Annotated in this window: 18 protein-coding genes and 1 pseudogene; 8 read left to right on the top strand and 11 right to left on the bottom strand. The window is 40.3% G+C overall.

What is annotated here, in order from left to right:
* Nucleotides 1-387: 387 nt before the first annotated feature.
* Both RMZ95_RS24135 and bioD read left to right on the top strand, forming a co-directional pair.
* Nucleotides 388-2,112: a protein kinase domain-containing protein gene (locus tag RMZ95_RS24135; protein ID WP_322683354.1), complete on the top strand. Its 1,725-nt coding sequence runs from the start codon at nucleotides 388-390 to the stop codon at nucleotides 2,110-2,112.
* Nucleotides 2,112-2,807, top strand: a complete 696-nt coding sequence (bioD, locus tag RMZ95_RS24140; RefSeq protein WP_322683338.1) for a dethiobiotin synthase — start codon at nucleotides 2,112-2,114, stop codon at nucleotides 2,805-2,807. The genes RMZ95_RS24135 and bioD overlap by 1 nt, the downstream gene beginning before the upstream one ends.
* 88 nt (nucleotides 2,808-2,895) lie before the next feature.
* On the opposite strand, the gene RMZ95_RS24145 is transcribed toward bioD, so the two are convergent.
* Entirely contained in the window at nucleotides 2,896-5,562 is a 2,667-nt protein-coding gene (locus tag RMZ95_RS24145; RefSeq protein ID WP_322683339.1) for a PAS domain S-box protein, read from the bottom strand.
* A gap of 481 nt (nucleotides 5,563-6,043) precedes the next feature.
* On the opposite strand from RMZ95_RS24145, the gene RMZ95_RS24150 reads away from it, so the two are divergent.
* Entirely contained in the window at nucleotides 6,044-7,627 is a 1,584-nt protein-coding gene (locus tag RMZ95_RS24150; RefSeq protein ID WP_322683340.1) for a DEAD/DEAH box helicase, read from the top strand.
* Complete coding sequence (locus tag RMZ95_RS24155) at nucleotides 7,557-8,771, top strand: DUF790 family protein (protein ID WP_322683341.1); 1,215 nt, start codon at nucleotides 7,557-7,559, stop codon at nucleotides 8,769-8,771. The genes RMZ95_RS24150 and RMZ95_RS24155 overlap by 71 nt, the downstream gene beginning before the upstream one ends.
* Nucleotides 8,772-8,828: 57 nt before the next feature.
* Here the strand turns inward: RMZ95_RS24155 and RMZ95_RS24160 are convergent, their stop codons facing one another.
* The gene (locus tag RMZ95_RS24160) at nucleotides 8,829-9,845 is read right to left on the bottom strand and encodes an aromatic ring-hydroxylating dioxygenase subunit alpha (RefSeq protein ID WP_322683342.1); all 1,017 of its coding nucleotides are present in this window, start codon (nucleotides 9,843-9,845) and stop codon (nucleotides 8,829-8,831) included.
* Nucleotides 9,846-9,973: 128 nt separating this feature from the next.
* Between RMZ95_RS24160 and RMZ95_RS24165 the strand changes: the two genes are divergently transcribed.
* Nucleotides 9,974-10,144, top strand: coding sequence for a hypothetical protein (locus RMZ95_RS24165; RefSeq protein WP_322683343.1), 171 nt, complete (start codon nucleotides 9,974-9,976; stop codon nucleotides 10,142-10,144).
* Between the two features lie 23 nt (nucleotides 10,145-10,167).
* The gene (locus tag RMZ95_RS24170; RefSeq protein WP_322683344.1) at nucleotides 10,168-11,226 is read left to right on the top strand and encodes a hypothetical protein; all 1,059 of its coding nucleotides are present in this window, start codon (nucleotides 10,168-10,170) and stop codon (nucleotides 11,224-11,226) included.
* A 74-nt stretch (nucleotides 11,227-11,300) separates the two neighbouring features.
* Here RMZ95_RS24170 and RMZ95_RS24175 read toward each other — a convergent pair whose 3' ends face one another.
* The 9 genes from RMZ95_RS24175 to RMZ95_RS24215 all read right to left on the bottom strand — a co-directional run bounded on the left by RMZ95_RS24175 (nucleotide 11,301) and on the right by RMZ95_RS24215 (nucleotide 18,177).
* A complete protein-coding gene (locus RMZ95_RS24175; protein WP_322683345.1) occupies nucleotides 11,301-11,765 on the bottom strand; it encodes an SMI1/KNR4 family protein in 465 nt (154 codons plus the stop codon).
* A complete protein-coding gene (locus RMZ95_RS24180; RefSeq protein ID WP_322683346.1) occupies nucleotides 11,766-12,050 on the bottom strand; it encodes a 2Fe-2S iron-sulfur cluster binding domain-containing protein in 285 nt (94 codons plus the stop codon).
* Nucleotides 12,051-12,068: 18 nt separating this feature from the next.
* Nucleotides 12,069-13,274 (bottom strand): P-aminobenzoate N-oxygenase AurF, encoded by a 1,206-nt coding sequence (locus tag RMZ95_RS24185; RefSeq protein WP_322683347.1) that lies wholly within the window; start codon nucleotides 13,272-13,274, stop codon nucleotides 12,069-12,071.
* Between the two features lie 39 nt (nucleotides 13,275-13,313).
* Entirely contained in the window at nucleotides 13,314-14,219 is a 906-nt protein-coding gene (locus tag RMZ95_RS24190) for a ferritin-like domain-containing protein (protein WP_322683348.1), read from the bottom strand.
* Between the two features lie 120 nt (nucleotides 14,220-14,339).
* On the bottom strand, nucleotides 14,340-15,389 hold the full coding sequence (locus RMZ95_RS24195) for an aromatic ring-hydroxylating dioxygenase subunit alpha (protein WP_322683349.1): 1,050 nt from the start codon (nucleotides 15,387-15,389) through the stop codon (nucleotides 14,340-14,342).
* 5 nt (nucleotides 15,390-15,394) lie between these two features.
* On the bottom strand, nucleotides 15,395-16,135 hold the full coding sequence (locus RMZ95_RS24200; protein ID WP_322683350.1) for a hypothetical protein: 741 nt from the start codon (nucleotides 16,133-16,135) through the stop codon (nucleotides 15,395-15,397).
* Nucleotides 16,136-16,395: 260 nt separating this feature from the next.
* Nucleotides 16,396-17,400 (bottom strand): aromatic ring-hydroxylating dioxygenase subunit alpha, encoded by a 1,005-nt coding sequence (locus RMZ95_RS24205; RefSeq protein WP_322683351.1) that lies wholly within the window; start codon nucleotides 17,398-17,400, stop codon nucleotides 16,396-16,398.
* A complete protein-coding gene (locus tag RMZ95_RS24210; RefSeq protein WP_322683352.1) occupies nucleotides 17,384-17,806 on the bottom strand; it encodes an Mpo1-like protein in 423 nt (140 codons plus the stop codon). The genes RMZ95_RS24205 and RMZ95_RS24210 overlap by 17 nt, the downstream gene beginning before the upstream one ends.
* Nucleotides 17,807-17,841: 35 nt before the next feature.
* Nucleotides 17,842-18,177 carry a hypothetical protein gene (locus RMZ95_RS24215; protein WP_322683355.1) on the bottom strand — a complete coding sequence of 112 codons (336 nt, stop codon included), beginning with the start codon at nucleotides 18,175-18,177 and terminating at the stop codon, nucleotides 17,842-17,844.
* 152 nt (nucleotides 18,178-18,329) lie between these two features.
* Between RMZ95_RS24215 and RMZ95_RS24220 the strand changes: the two genes are divergently transcribed.
* Together RMZ95_RS24220 and RMZ95_RS24225 are read left to right on the top strand one after the other, a co-directional pair.
* Entirely contained in the window at nucleotides 18,330-18,554 is a 225-nt protein-coding gene (locus RMZ95_RS24220; RefSeq protein ID WP_322683353.1) for an addiction module protein, read from the top strand.
* Nucleotides 18,554-18,754 (top strand): annotated as a pseudogene (locus tag RMZ95_RS24225) (type II toxin-antitoxin system RelE/ParE family toxin); the annotation flags it as partial. The gene RMZ95_RS24220 and the pseudogene RMZ95_RS24225, both read left to right, overlap by 1 nt.
* Nucleotides 18,755-18,807 lie beyond the last annotated feature (53 nt).

Raw genomic sequence — 18,807 nt, forward strand, 5'->3', positions numbered from 1 at the left:
AGAGATTTGTACCTCAGCAGACTAGGAAACGCCATAACACTATTCTTTATAAAGACGATCGCTAGCTATTTTATTGTGCAGAAGCTTGGCTTACACAAGCACAGTTAGCCGATTGCAATTTTTTATTTTTCCACAGGATTGATTGAACAAGAGATGAATGATTTGTATAACTTCGATTCTCAAGTTAATTTTGAATATTTCAAAATTTATCGTTTTCTCAGGCAGAGAAATTGAATTGAGGAGTTATGCAGTAGGAAACAACCTTGCTCTGGTAGAGTCTACTTGTTGAGTATAGTAGAATATTGCCGCAGGTAACTGTCCGTCGCCTCTTGGACTTAATCTTTGTGGGCGATCTCCTCAGTTGCTACTACACTCAATCAACCGATCATGCAACCACCGATTACAGTTGGCACTGTCTTGCAAAACCGTTACCGCATAATTCAAATTCTCGGACAAGGAGGATTTGGTAGAACCTATCTGGCAGAAGACCAGAGGCGCTTTAACGAACTTTGCGCGATCAAAGAATTGAATTCAACAGCAAGGTCGGCTTTGGATTGGGAAAGGGCACAAGAGCTTTTTCACCGAGAAGCTGCCATTTTATATCAAATCGAACACCCACAAGTGCCGAAATTTCGGGAAAGATTTGAGCAAGACCAACGCTTATTTTTGGTGGAGGACTACGTTGCAGGTCAGACGTACCGCACTCTGCTGGCTGAACGTCAAGCTGTGGGTAAAACTTTCACAGAGGCTGAAGTATTGCAGCTGATAGAGTTGTTGTTGCCTGTTTTAGAGCATATTCACAGTCGAGGAATTATTCACCGGGATATCTCGCCAGAAAACATTATTTTGCGAGATAGTGATGCGAAACCTGTGTTAATTGACTTTGGGGTAGTGAAAGAACTGGCAACGCGTTTACAATCGCCAAATAATCCCCTGCCAGAAACCACCGTGGGAAAATTAGGCTACTCTCCCAGCGAACAAATGCAAACAGGGGGAGCTTATCCTAGTAGTGATTTGTATGCATTAGCGGTAAGCGCGATTGTTTTGCTGACTGGTAAAGAACCAAAGGATCTATTCGATCAAAACCAACTAACTTGGAATTGGCAGCGGTGGGTAAAAGTGAACCCGCGATTTGCTATAGTGTTGAATCGAATGTTGAATCATATACCGAGCGATCGCTATCAAAGTGCTACTAGTGTATCTCAAGCACTACAACCTTTACACGAAGTCAGTCCTCCGAATGTGAATGTGTCTAACTTGCAGACAATGGCAGTTAGTCGCCGTCCTGACTTAGTAGCACCAGCAGCTTCGCCCAAGAAAACCGATCCTGTGATTCCACCAAGTCCCACTAACTCAATTTTGGATAATCCGTTAGCGATCGTCGCAATTGCCATTGGTGTCGTGATCGTAGCAGGATTTGGTTCTTGGGCACTAGTCAGTTCCATCCGCAGTCAGTCAAAAACATCAGACGAGACGCTTCCACAAAATTTCCCTTCACCAGTAATTTCTGGTGGTACTACATTCACACCAACACCGACACTAACACCGACACCAACACCCACATCCACACTCACACCTACTAACGAGCCACCTGTTATATCTACTAAACGCCTCAACCTTACAACATCTAACCCGATCGCGGTTGAAGGTACTCTCAAAGCAAATCAAATTATCCAATACAGCTTTTTTGGACGAGAAGGTACTAAATTAAATACGTCTATTGACCCAGGAAGCAGCATTTTGCTAACAGTCTTAAGTCCCAATGGACAACCAATTGAGAATACTGCCCAACAAGTCACATTTTATCAAGGCACATTGTTGGTTACTGGTAGATATACTATTGAGTTAACTCTGCTTTCAGGTGTTGCCGAAAGCAATTACAATCTCAATGTTGCATTAGAAAAATCAGTCAAACCAATTCCCACAGAGACACCTTTGCCACTTCCTACAGAAACACCCTTGCCACTTCCTACAGAAACACCTTTGCCAATTCCCACAGAAACACCTTTGCCAATTCCCACAGAAACACCCTTGCCAATTCCGACCATTACTGAAGCGCCGACTTTGCCGCCGACTGATGGAACACAACCATTTTCTGGCCAAAGAAATTAATGTTAAACACACTACTGATTACTGGAACTGATACGGAAGCTGGTAAAACTGTTTTAACAACAGCGTTAGCAGCTTATTGGCAAAAATATTACCCGCAGCGTCACTGGGGAATTATGAAACCGATTCAATCGGGGATTGGCGATCGCGAGTGGTATCAAAAGCTATTCGTGCTAGAACAATCTGCTGAAGAAATTACACCTTTATATTTTCAAGCACCTCTGGCTCCTCCCATAGCAGCAGCAAAGGAAAATCGCCAAGTAGATTTAGCACTTGTGTGGCAAGCTTTGTCTAAGTTGCGATCGCAGCGTGATTTTGTACTTGTAGAAGCCTTGGGAGGGTTAGGTTCGCCAATAACTGAAGAATTAACGGTAGCTGATTTAGCGGGGGAATGGCGTTTACCAACAGTATTGGTAGTACCAGTGAGATTGGGTGCGATCGCTCAAGCAGTGGCGAATGTAGCATTAGCTAGACAATCGCGCGTCAATCTCAAAGGCATTGTTTTGAACTGCGTACAAAGACGAACGGATGCAGAAATAGCCGACTGGACACCATCTCAATTGATTCAATCACTCACTAACACGCCAGTTTTAGGCTGCTTACCCTATCTAGATAACCTGACTGATTTAGATAAACTTGCTCAAATAGCATCAGATTTAGATTGGGAAACACTAACACTTGAGAATGATTTAAATTGACATTACCGAAGGAAGGCAGGGGAGAAATCAATTCAAAATTCAAAATTCAAAATTCAAAATAAAAGAACTTCTGCCTCCTGCCTCCATCTTAAATAGCCTTCATTGACAGACTGACAACGAATGTCGCCCCCTGTCCAATTCCTGGACTTTCGGCTAACACTGTACCACCGTGTAATTCTACTAAGTGACGGACGATCGCTAACCCTAATCCTAGTCCGCCATGCGATCGCGTGCTGGAACTGTCAGCTTGACGAAAGCGTTCAAATACATGGGGTAGGAATTCGGCAGCAATTCCCGCTCCCGTATCACTTACCCGAATTTGCACGTAAGATTCAATGCACTCTAATTGCACATCAACCCTGCCGCCCTTGGGTGTAAACTTGACGGCGTTGGAGAGCAAATTCCACACAACCTGTTGCAAGCGGTTGGCATCGCCCACAACTATCTCCACTTTCGGGTCGAATTTACATTTGATGCTAATCTCTTTAGCCTGGGCTGCTGGATACACAGTATCAATTGCCGCCTCTACAAGCGATACAAGTTCAACCTGCTCCCTCTTTAAATGGAGTGTGCCTCTAATAATTCGTGATACATCGAGAACATCTTCAATTAGTTGTGTCAGGGATCTAGTATTCCGTTCAATTGTCTCTAGTGCCCGGCCAGTAGTAGCTCGATCGAAGTTGCGAGTTATAAGTAGCTGTGTCCAGCCCAGTATAGCATTGAGGGGTGTACGGAGTTCGTGTGAGAGTGTGGCGAGAAACTCATCCTTCATCCGGTTTGCAGTTTCGGCATCGGCACGTGCTGCTTGTTCGCGTTTAAGCAGTTCTTCGCGTTCTTGCTCTGCTTGCTTGCGATCGCTAATATCAATCATGAATCCATGCAGTAACTGTGGGCCATTTTCATCCCGCACTACATTTACAATGTCATATAGCCAGACAACTCTGCCATCAGCAGCTAACATTCTGTATTCAAATTCGTAATTATTTAGTGATAGAGAAGATTCTTGGCAATACTGAATAGCCCACTGCCGATCTTCTGAATGCATATTTTTTTCCCAGAAATTATCGGTGTACCAGTCTGACAATGGATAGCCTAGAATCTCAACAGTTTGCGGCCCTACGTAGGTAAAATTCCCAGTATTAGCATTTACCTCCCAAGGAATCACGCGGACTTTTTCAGTCAGCATCTTTAACCGTTTCTCGCTTTGTTTGAGAGCTGCTTCTGCTAACTTGTGAAGTGTAATATCTGTGACAAGGGCAACAAATCCTGCAACTTTCCCCTCCTGACTGAACTGGGGAATGTAAGTGACATTCACGTAACGGTTTGTGCCATCTTTATCGGGTAATTGGGTTTCGTAAGTTACTTGCTCTCCTGAAAGTACTGCTTCTACATAAGGAAGAATAGACTGATAAACCGACTCTCCCAAAATTTCTCTAATATGTTTACCAGAAATTTCGGAAGCAGGAAGCTCATACCAGTCTTCATATTCTTTATTATTAAAGCGATAACGCTGCTCGCTATCAACATAAGAAATTTTGACGGGCACAGCATTGGTAATTAGACGCAGTTCATCTTCTCGTTGACGGAGTGCTGCTTCAGCTCGTTTGCGTTCTGTGATGTCGCGTTGAGTTCCCCACGCTCTCACTAAAAACCCATTTTCGACAATTCCCACTAGATTATTCAAAAAATATTTAGAATTACCTTGCTTATCTATTTCATGAGACTCGGCATCAATTAGTCGGTAGTTAGAACGGATAAAGTTACGCAGGTATGCAATATTATGTGGATCGGAGGCAACAAGAAAGTCTCCTAATCTGACACCGATAATTTCTTCGGCACGAGAACAGCCATACATCTGTGCCATAACATTATTGCATTCTGCCAAGTAAACATATTGGTAAAAATGTTGAATTTGTTCATCTTCTGGACAATCTAGCGAAATTGGTACTTCCAGTTCGATGCACCAAATACCTTCTGAACTCTGCTCTAAAAAAGTGCGGTAGCGTTCTTCGCTTTTAGAAAGGGCAAGTTCTGTTTGTTTGCGTTTGCTTATATCAATCACAAAAGAAATAATATGATTTTGGTTATTTTCTAATAAAGCAGAACCTAACAGAATAGGAACGCGGCTCTTATCTTTGCGGATGTATTCGTTTTCAAAAGGCTGACACACGCCTTTAGTTTTGAGTTCTGCGATTGCACTGTTGTTAGTTTCAATATATTCTGGTGGGATCATGTCGTGCCATCTGACTCGTCCTGCTAGCAAATCCTCCTGAGAATAACCTACCATTCGTAAAAAAGCATCATTAGCTTCTGCAATCGCCCCGTCCATATTGGCTACAATTACCCCAATAATGTTGGACTCTACCAACCTTTTAAATCTGGCTTCGCTCACCTGTAGTTTCTGCAAACTCGTTTGAAGATGTTGTTTGGCAGTGCGTAATTCTGAGTTCAGCAAGTTAATAATTGTTGTCACCAGCACAAACAAGCATAAGCGCAGTATGTTGTCAAGACTTACAACCAAGAGCGAAAACACTGGTTCTAAGAAAAAGTAGCTGACGGCTAAAGTAGACAAAGCAGTAGCCAGTAACCCTGCTTCCATACCGCCATACCAGGCACTAACCGCCACAGCAGCAAAAAATAGCAGAAAAATACTTGGTTTGAGTAGTGGCTGTAGCAATAGTGTTAATAGCAATACGCTACCAACAGCCAATAGTGCCACAACATAAGGCGCTAGAAGGGAACGTGTTCCTCTCAATGTCGCTTCTCCTTTTATGCAGCTAGCTAAAAGATTATTCCCAAAATCAGCTAGAAAATGCGTAGGCGTAGCCCGTCATAGACAATTTTAAAAGCATATATTTTGCCTTCTAATTGTGAATTTACCCAAAGAAAAAAAGTAATAAAAGTCAACCTAGCTATTAATATAATCTGCGCCTGCAATTACAGATGTTTCAGCAAAAAGCTCTGTCGCTGTTCTTTGTAAAATTCAGACAGGTTATTGTTGGTTTGTCGATAGGACATTCCATGACTAATGAGCGCATCTAGTTGGGTTTTGTCGGAGTTAGTTGGATGAATCATGCACTTTTTGCGTTATTAGTAATCAATAGACTAGGGAATGAGGACTGGGGACTGGGGACTGGGGACTAGATACTAGATACTAGATACTAGATACCAAGTACTGAGGACTAGGAAAAACTTTCCCATCCCCAGTCCCTAATCCCCAGTCCCTAATCCCCAAAATGGCTCGTACCCCTACATTAAATTTTGATCGTGGCACATTAATTTTGCATCCACCACCACGCGGTAAAGGTTGGATGGACTATGCTACGTGGGATGATAGAGTTGAAAAATTCCGCATCCCAGCAATTAGATACCGATCGCTAGTGGAAGCACTACAAGCGGAAGATGTGAATTTTATCGATGAGGCCAAGCAATTTTATCCTGTAGATTTGGTTCCTACTCTGGAAATGGAACCCTATTCTCACCAGACTGAGGCGCTAGCAGCTTGGAAACTGGCGGGTAGGCAAGGGGTGGTTGTGCTTCCCACGGCGGCGGGAAAGACTTATTTGGCGCAAATGGCGATGCAGTCAACGCCACGCACGACGCTGATTGTAGTACCAACTTTAGATTTGATGCATCAGTGGTATGCACATTTAGTAGCGGCTTTCCCCGATGCTGAGGTGGGATTACTGGGAGGTGGTTCGCGGGATCGAACAGCAATTTTAGTTGCAACTTATGATAGTGCCGCAATTCACGCTGAGACGTTGGGAAATCAATATGCGTTGATTGTTTTTGACGAATGTCATCATTTACCAACAGATTTTAATCGAGTAATTGCAGAATATGCGATCGCACCTTATCGCCTGGGACTCTCCGCGACACCGGAACGTACTGATGGCAAGCACGCTGACTTAAATATCCTCATTGGTCAAGAAGTATATCGCAAACGCGCTGAAGATTTGGCAGGGAAGGCATTAGCAGAGCATGAAATTGTCCAAATTAAGGTAAAGTTATCGCAACTTGAGCGGGAAAGATACAACCAGTTAATTCAAACCCGCAACGACTTTTTGAAGCAATCAAAGATTTCTTTGGGGAGTTTGCAAGGTTGGCAAATGTTCGTGCAAATGAGTGCGCGATCGCAATCTGGACGTAGGGCAATGTTAGCGCATCGAGAAGCGAAAGATATCGCTTTGGGTACTGATGGAAAGTTGCGAATTCTGATTAATTTATTGGCAGAACATTATCCGGCACGAATTTTGATTTTTACTGCGGATAACGCGACGGTTTACCGCATTTCTCAAGAGTTGCTCATTCCGGCAATTACTCATCAAACTCCTGTGAAAGAACGGCATGAGATATTAACCAAGTTTCGAGAGGGTAAATATAATACTTTGGTTGCTTCTCATGTTTTGAATGAAGGGGTTGATGTACCTGCGGCAACTGTTGCAATTATTTTATCGGGGACTGGTTCGGCTAGGGAGTATACTCAGCGATTGGGTAGGGTTTTACGGAAGGGGAATATTGAGAATAAGCAGGCGATTTTGTATGAGGTGGTGGCGGAGGATACGAGTGAGGAAGGGACTTCGGCTAGGAGAAAAGGACAAGGGGACAAGGGGACAAGGGGGCAAGGGGAAAATCAAGGGAAGTTACAGGTTGTGTATGGGAGTGGGAAGGAAAGGAGTTTGAAGGCTGCGGAACAGTTAGAAATTAATTATTCAACCGGAAGTTCAAAATCTAAAATCCAGAATTCAGATGTTACCGACAGACTTACTGATGCATCGCCAAAACGGGGAGGAGATCATCCCGAAGAGACTGAAGATTGATCGAGCAACTTCAGATTTGGCGATTGAGTTAATTAATTATTTTCAATCAGCAGTGGGGAAGACTCAAGGTGTGCTTGAGCGACAACTGACTGATTTTGAAGGAGATTCTACAGATTATCGGGTGAAGCGGGGGTTAGCTTATATTCTCAAAAGCAGTTTTTGCACTTTTGAGGTAGTTAGTCCGCTGGAACCACAAATGTTAAGAGAACGGGTATTTTCGTTGGCTGCAAAGTCTGTTTCAAGTCAGGAATCAACACAAGTTACTTTGAGTAAAATTGCTGATGAGTTAACTCAAGAACTTGAGCGGGAAGTTTTATTGGAACAGGTTAGGAATGGACTATATGCTGATTTATCTGAAAATAAGATTTTGACTGTTTTTGATGCACCAACAGCGCCAGATTTGTTAAATCGATATAACTTATCTCAAGTGCAGGGTGTGTTTTATAAGGCCAGTCAACTGGTGTTAAATGCTCACCGGAATGTTCCGGGAGAATATAAGTTGTTATTTCGCTATTTAAAGTTGTTTCAATTGATGGCTTATATTGAAGGTGATGCTGACCACGGGTTTACAATTACTATTGATGGGCCAACGAGTTTATTTAATCCTAGTACGCGATATGGATTAGCGATCGCTAAACTTATCCCGGCTTTACTTCACGTTACTAAATGGAGTCTTTCTTCGATTCTCCAAACCCGTGACGCTTATACAAATACCTGGAAAACTGGACGTTTTACTCTCAATTCTGAATGTGGTTTGGTATCCCACTATCCACCAGGTAAGCCCTACGATAGTATGTTAGAAGCATCTTTTGCTGATAAATGGGATGCATTGAAAAGTGGTTGGGCGTTAGAGCGAGAAGTTGATTTGATCCCTATTCCTGGTAGTGTAATGATTCCTGATTTTCGCTTGGTGCATCCTGATGGACGCACTTTCTTGTTAGAAATTGTTGGTTATTGGCGACCAGAATATTTACAAAAGAAGTTTTCTCAGGTGCGGCGGGCTGGACGTGATGATTTGATTTTGGCAATTTCCGAACGACTTAACTTAGAAAAGGCGGGAGTAAAATTAAATGATGTCCCCGCCAGAATTGTTTGGTTTAAAGATAAGTTATTGCCAAAAGCTGTGTTAGCTGTGATGGATTGAACAAGGAAAAATGACTGGGAAAATCATAATTAATTTATGCGGAGATAATATTATTTTTTAAACCCAAAATGTAACTTTTACTAATTGATTTGGCAATAAACGCGGATCTTCTCCACGAGATATAGCTGCCATAATTGACTCGACAAATATATGAATTGTGTCCGCAGGCGTATTATAAAATTGTGTCCCGTATTTAGCGATCGCTTCTCCCTGAATACCCAAAATTTCCACATCTTGACGGATAATGTGTTGAGCAGTCCACCGCACAAAGGGACGTGCTAACTTATTCCAAATACCGTAGTTATAGGTGACATCGGTGTAAACCAGAGTTGAATTATCGGTTTCTGGAATAGATTGACTAGTAATGAACAAATGGCGATTATGTGCCATCTTATACTCTACAGAGGTAATATTTGGCATATAAAAGCGATCGCTATGTTTAATCTCTGCACCCTGCAAATTCAGAAAACGGCTGTACCATCCCAAATTACTGTTTTCGTTGCGATACTCCACCAAAACCGAACCATTCCACCGTTCAACAGTCATCTCTAACTTTTGTTGGCGGGAAGTACGGAAAACACCAGGATGAACAAAAGCCGTATGGGGAATATCAATAAAGTTCTCTGCACAATTAGTCACATTATTAGCAAAACGGTTAATTACCCGCACCGTCTCCCATCCGGTTTGTCCGTAATGAGGCATAGAAAAAGGTTCAAAATCAACGCTATCGGCTAACCGCACATAAACATAGCCATCTTGTTCTTTGGTAGCGTAACACTTGGCTCGACGCTGTGGGGAAGGTTTGAAATCATCTCCTTCGGCTGGAACAGCAATAACGTTTCCAACCGCGTCATATACCCAACCATGATAGGGACATTGTAAAGCACCGTTACAGATTTTACCTGATGATAGACGGCTATTGCGGTGTAAACAGCGATCGCGCAAAGCTACGGCTTGTCCATCTTCACCGCGAAATATCGCTAACCATTCTCCTAAAATGGTGCGTGATAATACTTGGTTAGGTTGTAACTGTTTGCTGAGTGCGACAATATACCAGAAATCTGCAAATTGCATGGTAGGTGGGAGCGATCGTATTTAAATTATGACAATGTCTTGAATAGAACTGCATTGCTATATCTATTGAATTCCAAAAGAGCTAATTTACAATTAAAGGTGAGATAACCTCAGATGGGAAAATGATCGTGACATTAGAACAATTGCAAAAGCAGATATTAGAGTTATCAATTAGCGATCGCTGGGTATTAGTGCAAACCCTTTTAGAGTCGCTACAGCGAGAAACTAGTTCTGAATTGAAAAAGGGTAACTTGTCTCCACTGCGAGGGATTGCAAAAGGTACAGAAATGTCGAGTTAAGATATAGAAAAAGCAGAAGCCTAATGAAAGAAACAACACTCATAGTAGACCCAGGGTTTGTGCATCATCGAAAAGTTGAAGCAATTTTGGGAAAGATAGGAACAGAAATAATTAATCAACAGATTGTAAACATACCCCTACAGACTCCTAATTGGAGAAAAGAGGTTCTAATAGATCAAGCATATTCAAGAATCACACTAGATTTTTGTAGAGTTAACGAAATCAAAACACTACAACAGGTTCTGCTTGATGAATGTGGACAATTATTTTGCTCTATCGTTAATATATTGCCGTGTGAAAAAATTTATGATTATAACCGTGCAATTTTAGAATGCAAGAGTATTGAAGGTATCGACTATAAAGTTGAATTTCATATTAGTTCCGATAAGGTCAGGTCTGAAACTTTAAAGTCAGGCTTGCATGGAGGCGGTGAATTTGCGATGGTGGCGCAGTATCATACTAGAGAAAAGGATACATTAATATTCCATCCCCTGTTAATCGGTTATCCGTACTTGGCAGACTCTGAAATAGGGGACTTGTTATGGAAAAAGTATACAAACTTCTACCAGTTACATCTCGAAGATTTTCAAGAGTTTGAGATAGTGAAAAAGTACCCCTTGCCGGATTCTACTAAAGAAATGAGGCATATATCTGAAAGGACTTTCAAAAAATGCCTCGGCAATATTCTAGCAGAGTCAACTCCAAAGGATTGGGGTGGAGAATCATCAGATTTTTTCACATCACACCTGCACGTTAGAGAACTTCGGTTGTCCGCGGCTTTTATTCTGAAGGGGCCAGCAAAGTATTCACCGATGACGCTTAGTCATCTCGGTAAAAAGAATGATCAAATAGTAAGGTTATCTAAAGAACCTGTTGATATTCTGATTATTCAGCATTGCCATACTATATTACCGGCTGTAATCGAAACGCTCAAAGTTTTCGCCACACAGCCTTCCAATCCAAGGCACTACTGCGTTATTGATGGAAGGGAATCATTAAGAATGCTGAAAGCGTTTAACCTACTTGATTGGGCTATTAAAGAATCTGCTAGTTCTAAATTACCGCGAAATAAGCTTTCTTAATTAGCTTTTACTAGATACAAATGAAACAGTCTTGGGTAGGAGGAAAACTAATGTCAATTTTATGTGCTAAATATCTAACTCGTTAGAGACATCGAAGACTTTAAATAAAGGTCTATTTCCACCGCTAAAAAGTCACTAAACGTATCATGACTTTTAACAAAATAAGACTCTTCCTGCCCTTCGCAATATGAGGAAGTTGGTGGATTATCACCTTCTGAAAGCCTGAAAAAGCTAAACTGATAACCCTGGTGCATGAAAAATACAAAAGCATCCTCTGGTAAAGCTTCAGGAAAATTATTCTCTACCAAAAGTTGATTAGCCCATTCTTGAATTTGCGGTAGATGCTGGTAAAAGCAATCTGAACCACGCAAAAACTTACCTGCACCATGCCCCATAATCTTGAGAAAATTTTTGTAATTACTGGGCAAAGTAATACCTTGTTGTTGCTCAAATTGAATTATTTCCAAATCTGAACATGGCGAAAGCTGATTTTCGTTAAAAATAAGCTGAAGTGATTCGGGTAAATTGCAAATTGACATTTATACTCTGCGAATTTCAACATTACCTGTAATATTAACCTGACAAGCTAACCGCGCATGAGGATAATTAGCTGCTAACATCTCTAACATTTCCTGTTCATCAGCTTCAGGAGGAGGAATATTACCAATAATCTCAACTAAACAAATGCCACAAATACCAGTCCGACAACCAAATAAAACAGGTGAATTCTGAATTGTGAGATGTTCAGATAAATTTTTATGGCATTCCAAAGTGATAGGAACAAACTCACTTCCAGGAAACGATATCTTACATAATTCAGCCATAATACGCAATAATTTTACCTAAACAACACTCTTCCATTCCTCTCTGCGCCTCTGCGTCTCTGCGTTAGATATAAACAAATCTTCTTGGTGTTCAAAATCTTTAAAAGCCCTTTGTTGAGTTGCCAAATATCGAGAAATTGAATTAGTAGCCATCAGTGACATATCCCGATTACGTTGCCAAAGATAATCAAGTTTTTCAATATACACTTGATAAGATTTCATTGCCTCCTGATGAGTTGAAAAACTGCGGTGTAATCCTTCCGACTCCTCGGTAAAACAACGGCGCATCATTTCTTTAGCATCTCGATCACTCATACCAAAAATTGGCGATCGCAACACCCGATAAATCTTATTATACAGCGCCGGATCGTACCAAAATATCCCGTTAATCGCAGCCGAAAAATGAAAATGATCGCGTTGACATCCCAGCAATCCTAAATTAGCTACCAGTCGCTCAAATGCAGTCGGTGGCTTCAGACAAGTGACAACATCGTGAGATATAATTGTCGAACTATTGAAATGAAAACTTTCATCCATAAAGTGATAATAGGAGACTTTAGCAGGGATTGGAGCAGCTTCAGGATGAGGATGTTTTTGATAATAATTGCTGAGTTTGTGCTGTACTAACTTGCCGTTTAGTGTCCGCACTCCCCGGACTGTAAAATACTGACAAGCCAAAAAAGTATTATTCGCAGAAATCAGCCCAAAGTATTGAAGTTGAATTTTTTTCCACCAAGTTTTTAGAGCATTGGTGTCAGCATAAACCATCGTTTCTGTAAAGGGGCCGCGCATGGGGTAGGTAAAGATAAGTTCCCCAAACAACGCTTGTTCAACTTGTTTGGCAATTGTGCGGAAGGCGTTAATGTGCGATCGCTCTTGGGCGGATTCCAAATCTAATGTATCGCAGATTAAGCGAAAATCCTCTTGGGCGTAAAGTCCAGCTGCGCTGGTTTGATTGAAAAAGATAGTTGCAATTTCAGCAGAAACAATTTGTGAGTAGTAAGCTACCCAGTAAAGTTGGTTCAAAATTATACGCTGATGTTGGGTAGACTGTTCCCATAAAGGTGTACCATATAATAGGGAAAACTCTTCTGGATTCCAATACTCGTTTTGACAATCTTCATAGCGAAAATTGGTGACAGCTTCATCCATTAAAGCAGTATGGTCTTGCTGTTTGTTGCGGGTGTGGTTAATTTGTAATTTGCGATGAATAGTTTTTTCCATATCCGTTTTGATTTCACGCAGAGATAAGATTGATATTGATTACACACATTGATGGGCGGGGAGTGGTTCAAAGGCTCCGCGTTCTTCTAAATTTTGCAGGATAGACTGGGCTGATTTTCCCCCCATGAGCGATCGCAATATTTGTAATCGGGTTCCACTGTGGGTTTCAGTATCCAGTTCTTCTAGAATTTGGATTTTTTGCGATCGCGTCAGATGTCCTTTCACTCGTTCGATTGCTCTTAGTAAGCTTTGTGGCCCCACCTGTACCATAAACAAAAACTGTGCCAATACATCAAGAATTGTTGTTTGACTGAATGCTGAAACAGTAATTTGATTAAATAAGGTGGTTCCCGTAGCGTGATGACGGGATTCAGATTGTAAAAAACTAGAAAAAAGTTCTGCTAAAACTGGATAGCGACATTCCTTAGCTAAACGCCGATAATGGCTTAAACCCCATCCTTCTAAAACGACTTGCAGCACAAACAACAAAACTGTTTTATCTGCACTTTCAACCACTTCTGATAGTAAGCGCAAAAACGGATCGTCTGTGCTAGTTAATTCCATTTCTGGTAAAAAATGGCTAATTTGGTGAAGGTGGGTAGCTTCATCAGCCGTAAACAATCCATAAAGCATTCGTTCTTCAACTGTTTCTGCTAACAGTACCATTTTTGCCATGTAGCCAACCCCTGCTTTCTCGATGAAATATGATTCTTCTAACAGGCTGCGGTTGGTAAGTTCCAGAATAGTAGATTGTTCAGTAATATTAGATTGTTGAAAAACTTTGACTTGATGTAAGTTAAAAAAATCAGCATTCCAATAATTTAATTGTGGATAATTATCATAATTATTCTGATTGGGTAATGCTGCTGTTAATATCCGTCGCAAACGATCATTAGAATCTGTGTGTGGTAAATCAAAACCAACAATGTTATATTTTAAATCCATTTTTTCTGTTCAATTAAAGTGAATTCAGGGTCATACCAATTCTCCGTAAGTTTACACTTAATAATTACTCCTTCTCTCTCTTGGCGTACTTGGCAGTTCGTTTAATAATTAATTGCATCTTCATAGCGAATTACTATTAGGTGTTGATATTTGAATATTTGGATAATTAACAGTTTTCCAAGTTCCCCAGCTTAAAGCTTTCTGTTGATTAACGTGCTGAATAAATTCCAGAATAGATTGATCTGCTTTAGTAGGAGTCTTTAAATCAAACTGAATTGTCTGAAATACCTGTGTATCCCCTTGTGCGAAGTAATTACCAACCTGCTGCGTTAACCATAACAAACCACGATTTAAAACCCATCCCCAAAATCCCGGACGCTTGGGAGTCACAAGAATTGTTTGCCCTTCTGTTTTACCACCTTCGATCATTCGCAGTGTAAATATAATGTAGAAGTGCAAAAAATCCGGCCCTAGCGTCACAGTGCCAGTGCTGCCATACCAATAACACATACTATAAGTAACTTCGTTGCGATATAGAGGACGAATCAGGCGAATTAACCAGGAATCATCCCCTCCCCGTGTAGTGTTGCTGAAGGTAATAGCGTTAGGGTTGAGGTTTTGAGAATCAAATACAATCTCTAAAGGTAAATTGTGTACTGTATTGAAATGCTGAGCATCAATCGCATTAATTAGTAAGACATTGGGATGGCAGTTTTTGACAAATCGAGTCCCCAATATATAATCGCAATCTCCCTGTTCTAATTCTGGTACAAAGGGCAGCGAACTTGGCTTTTCTTCTCCCACCCAAACCCAAATTATGCCGTATTTTTCTGCTGTATGCCAAGTTTTAATACACACAGGTAGCGGTTTTCCTAAAGAAGGAACATCTACACAAATTCCGCGACTGTCATACTTCCAATTATGAAAAAAGCAGCGAATTCCATCACCTTCTACCTTACCTTCTGCCAAATGAGCGCCCATGTGAGGGCAATAAGCATCTATAGCTACTACCTGATCGCTAACTCCCCGATAAATTGCCAGATTTCTACCTAGCAATGTTATAGCTTTTACCTTCCCAATTTTTAATTTTTTTGATGCTAATGCCCAGTACCATCCCTCTATAAATTGTGTCGGGTTGTTAAAGTTTGATTGTGGGTTTGTAGATACCATAAAAATTAAATGAGAACACAATCTTGCACAAATTGTAACGATGATTCTGACTCCCACATCCGTTTTCCAGCACGAGTGAGATTGTCATAGTTAATTTCAGTTAAACAAACTAATTCATCCCCTAATCGATAGCCGGGGTTTTTTTCTTCAAAAAACTGGATATGGGGGTTAGTCTGTCTTCCTGTGGGGATTTCAATTAACGCCTCACAGAGAATTTGGGGATGCGGAAAATTGACGATACCAGTTGATTCTTGGTATAAACTACCATAGTATTCGCGTGCTAAACTCACCATTAAATTTGTAATATTGGCAGGTGTTGTAACATCATAACGCGGGTAGAAATCTTGCCAAAAAGTAGGGAGAAAACGATAAGTGCGAAAACCAGAGCAAATTAGCAACCAGTAAAGTTTATTTTCTGCATAGTGTTGACGCAGAAAATTGATGGCGGCAATCCAACTACGTGGTAGTGTTGTACTCGACCAAGCACTAGGATCGACGATAGTGTCGCCAGAATACACCACACTAATTTTTTCTCCCAAAAAAGTTGTTTGGCATAACATCAGAGTTGAAAATCCTTTGAGTGCGTTGGATGTTTCATCTCTTAACAACAAAACCCAGTTTTTGCGCTCTAGATCGATTTGAAAGCCATCCCAGGTTATACCTTGAAAGTGATTTTGCAGCAACGCATACATGGCGATGCGATCGCTTCGCTGCAAATTTTGAACAGGAATCAGCAAACTCTTCATTACTCGTAAATTACTTAAATTCGATTTGTATTATATTTAATTAAAACTTTATCGACCATTATGGTAAATTTACGGTGTAACGTGACAGATTCCAGAATGGTTATTTACGTTACAATTCCGTATTCACATCTTGCACCCTCTCAATAAGAGTTAATGGAAATCGCCTACTCTACAAAATAATTAAGATGTATTTAGATTGAGAAACAAAACGCAACATTATCAAAGCTTTTGTTGAGTTAAGCGATCGCTAACCCAGTCTACTATTCTACACCCCTATTTTTTGACCATCGAGACGGTTCTAGCTGATTTACATACTCCATATATTCAGCTAATGGCCGATCGATACTAAGGAGCAACTTCGGATTAAAGCGAATATTATCGTAAATTTTGCCATCCTCATCTCTGAGCATATAGTAAGCTAACCGAGTACAGAATAACAAAAATTGACTTTGCAGATACCCTAGAATACCTTGACGTTTTTCAGTTACATAAATCGGTTGAATTATCGTTTTTCCAGATGAAATTGGAGTATAAGCATATATCATATACAGTGGGGGAAAAAGCCTGACATCTTTCATCATTGTTAACAAACCAATGCAACCATGAGCATAACGCATTGAATATTGATATGTAGAACCAAGAAATCTTTGACCTAACTTTTCTCTCCAAGTAGTTTGAGGGAATTGTCCCCGCATTGTAAAGTCGATTTGCGTCCCTAATTCACTACTATTTAGCGATAGATCCATTTTGATATCTAAATGATGAATTGTTTTTAAATGTTGAGCATCAATCCCATTCATCATACAAATATGGTGATGACAACTTCTTTCAAATGCAATATCAGCTTGTGCAACAATTTCTTTTCCTTTCAATTCATCAAAGTCAGCCACTCCCTCTGGTGCTTTAGCATCTGGATAAATCCAGATAAATCCATACTTTTCTTCTGTTGCATAAGCTTGTAACTTAGCTTGAGTAGGAATTTCTGATTGACAGGGAATATTTTGACAAAGCCCTGTTTCATCAAATGCCCAATGATGAAATGTACAACGAATCCAATTACCATCAACCTTCCCAATTCCTAAATCTGTCCCCAAATGAGGACAATAAGCATCCAAAGCCCGTACTTGCCCATCTTCACCTCTAAAAATGGCAATTTTTTGACCGCATACTTCTACAGATTTTGCTGTTTTTTTAGGGATTTCATGACTAGGACAGGCAATATACCAACCCTTAGCAATTACATTCCAATTATTGAATATTTGCATAATTGTTTGATAAATAATTCTTTAATATTTCTTGTCGTTGGCGAATATCATCTCGATATTTACCCGTCAAAATCCTAAATAACATTTTACCTAAACAATAAGATGCCCGCCAAGAAAATACAGCATCTTGTAAATCAATATGGCTACGCTCAAATAAAAAATGTCCAGTTAATCCCAATAATTGAGTTAACGGTAATCCTAAGAGTAACCAAAAATTTTGTAATTTCCAAGTATAAAAGAGTAAACTGTAAAAAAATAATATTCCTAAAATGTGTAGAATAATATTAATTGGATGTTGATGTTTAAGAATAAAAATATCCCAATAGTCTGTAAAAGGATGCTCCAAAATTTGATTATTAATCCGATTTCTCAAGCTTTGTTGAAGATTAGAATTGATATTACTCATAAGAGAGTTTGTGAAACAGCGATATATTTTATACATCAATAGTCATTATCAGCCACACAAATACCTTTACATTTAATACCGTTCGTAGCAGTGCGCTGACAATGAGGACATAGAACTTTTTCATTTTCTGTATCTTTATTTATGTTTATAGTACTGCTTGCCTGTAGCTTGTCTTTTTCGATCTGAAGTTTTACATCGATAGGATCGGGTTTTTCAATAGGAAAATGTGCCTTTTCGTAACCTTGTACTAAGGTACTTAGCACATCTAATCGATCGCATTCAGGTGTATTAGCGACGGCATCAAACAGCAACTCAATTTCTCGAAGAGCTTCCTGATAGTCAGCTTGGGTTCTAATTGGACGTAATTCCATACATCAACCTCTATTTAGATAGAGTCACTTCAAGAGATACTAACTTTTATCCCGAATTAAGCCTAACATTCCTAATCAGCGATCGCTCCATCTGCCGTAGGTATCACACTATGTTGTAAAATAGGTAAAAGCTCAACCCTAACTCTGTACTCATGAGTCTCCATCCCCTCTTGAAATTTGATATTTCTGAACTCAGCATTGCAGAACGTATCCAACTGGCTGAAGATTTATGGGACAGTATCTTAGAACAGCAAGAAGAACTGCCCTTGAGTTCAACACAACAACAGGAATTAGATCGACGCTTAGAAAATTACAAAAAAAACCCTACAACTGGTTCTAGTTGGGAAGAGGTTAAAAAACGGTTAAGATTCTCCTAATGAACTATAACCTGATTATTCAGCCAGAAGCAGAATATGATATTCAGGATGCTTTTGAGTGGTACGAATCTCAAAATCCAGGTTTAGGTTCTGAATTCGTCCGTGCTGTTGATGCTTGTCTATCGGGAATTGGACGACAACCCCTTGCTTCCCAAGTCATCCACAAACAGGTAAGAAGAGCATTAATCCGCCGATTTCCATGAACCTATCCCACTAATACCAAAATGTGATAATCTACTTTCTGAATAAGAGG

It is taken from the genome of Nostoc sp. DedQUE07, assembly GCF_034530975.2.
In the GTDB taxonomy this organism is placed as follows: Bacteria; Cyanobacteriota; Cyanobacteriia; order Cyanobacteriales; family Nostocaceae; genus Nostoc.

Excerpts from the sequence above, each read along its gene's own strand:
- RMZ95_RS24135 (WP_322683354.1), top strand. The coding sequence starts at position 388 with ATGCAACCACCGATTACAGTTGGCACTGTCTTGCAAAACCGTTACCGC.
- bioD (WP_322683338.1), top strand. The coding sequence starts at position 2,112 with ATGTTAAACACACTACTGATTACTGGAACTGATACGGAAGCTGGTAAA.
- RMZ95_RS24150 (WP_322683340.1), top strand. The coding sequence starts at position 6,044 with ATGGCTCGTACCCCTACATTAAATTTTGATCGTGGCACATTAATTTTG.
- RMZ95_RS24155 (WP_322683341.1), top strand. The coding sequence starts at position 7,557 with ATGTTACCGACAGACTTACTGATGCATCGCCAAAACGGGGAGGAGATC.
- RMZ95_RS24160 (WP_322683342.1), bottom strand. The coding sequence starts at position 9,845 with ATGCAATTTGCAGATTTCTGGTATATTGTCGCACTCAGCAAACAGTTA.
- RMZ95_RS24170 (WP_322683344.1), top strand. The coding sequence starts at position 10,168 with ATGAAAGAAACAACACTCATAGTAGACCCAGGGTTTGTGCATCATCGA.
- RMZ95_RS24175 (WP_322683345.1), bottom strand. The coding sequence starts at position 11,765 with ATGTCAATTTGCAATTTACCCGAATCACTTCAGCTTATTTTTAACGAA.
- RMZ95_RS24180 (WP_322683346.1), bottom strand. The coding sequence starts at position 12,050 with ATGGCTGAATTATGTAAGATATCGTTTCCTGGAAGTGAGTTTGTTCCT.
- RMZ95_RS24185 (WP_322683347.1), bottom strand. The coding sequence starts at position 13,274 with ATGGAAAAAACTATTCATCGCAAATTACAAATTAACCACACCCGCAAC.
- RMZ95_RS24190 (WP_322683348.1), bottom strand. The coding sequence starts at position 14,219 with ATGGATTTAAAATATAACATTGTTGGTTTTGATTTACCACACACAGAT.
- RMZ95_RS24195 (WP_322683349.1), bottom strand. The coding sequence starts at position 15,389 with ATGGTATCTACAAACCCACAATCAAACTTTAACAACCCGACACAATTT.
- RMZ95_RS24200 (WP_322683350.1), bottom strand. The coding sequence starts at position 16,135 with ATGAAGAGTTTGCTGATTCCTGTTCAAAATTTGCAGCGAAGCGATCGC.
- RMZ95_RS24205 (WP_322683351.1), bottom strand. The coding sequence starts at position 17,400 with ATGCAAATATTCAATAATTGGAATGTAATTGCTAAGGGTTGGTATATT.
- RMZ95_RS24210 (WP_322683352.1), bottom strand. The coding sequence starts at position 17,806 with ATGAGTAATATCAATTCTAATCTTCAACAAAGCTTGAGAAATCGGATT.
- RMZ95_RS24215 (WP_322683355.1), bottom strand. The coding sequence starts at position 18,177 with ATGGAATTACGTCCAATTAGAACCCAAGCTGACTATCAGGAAGCTCTT.
- RMZ95_RS24220 (WP_322683353.1), top strand. The coding sequence starts at position 18,330 with ATGAGTCTCCATCCCCTCTTGAAATTTGATATTTCTGAACTCAGCATT.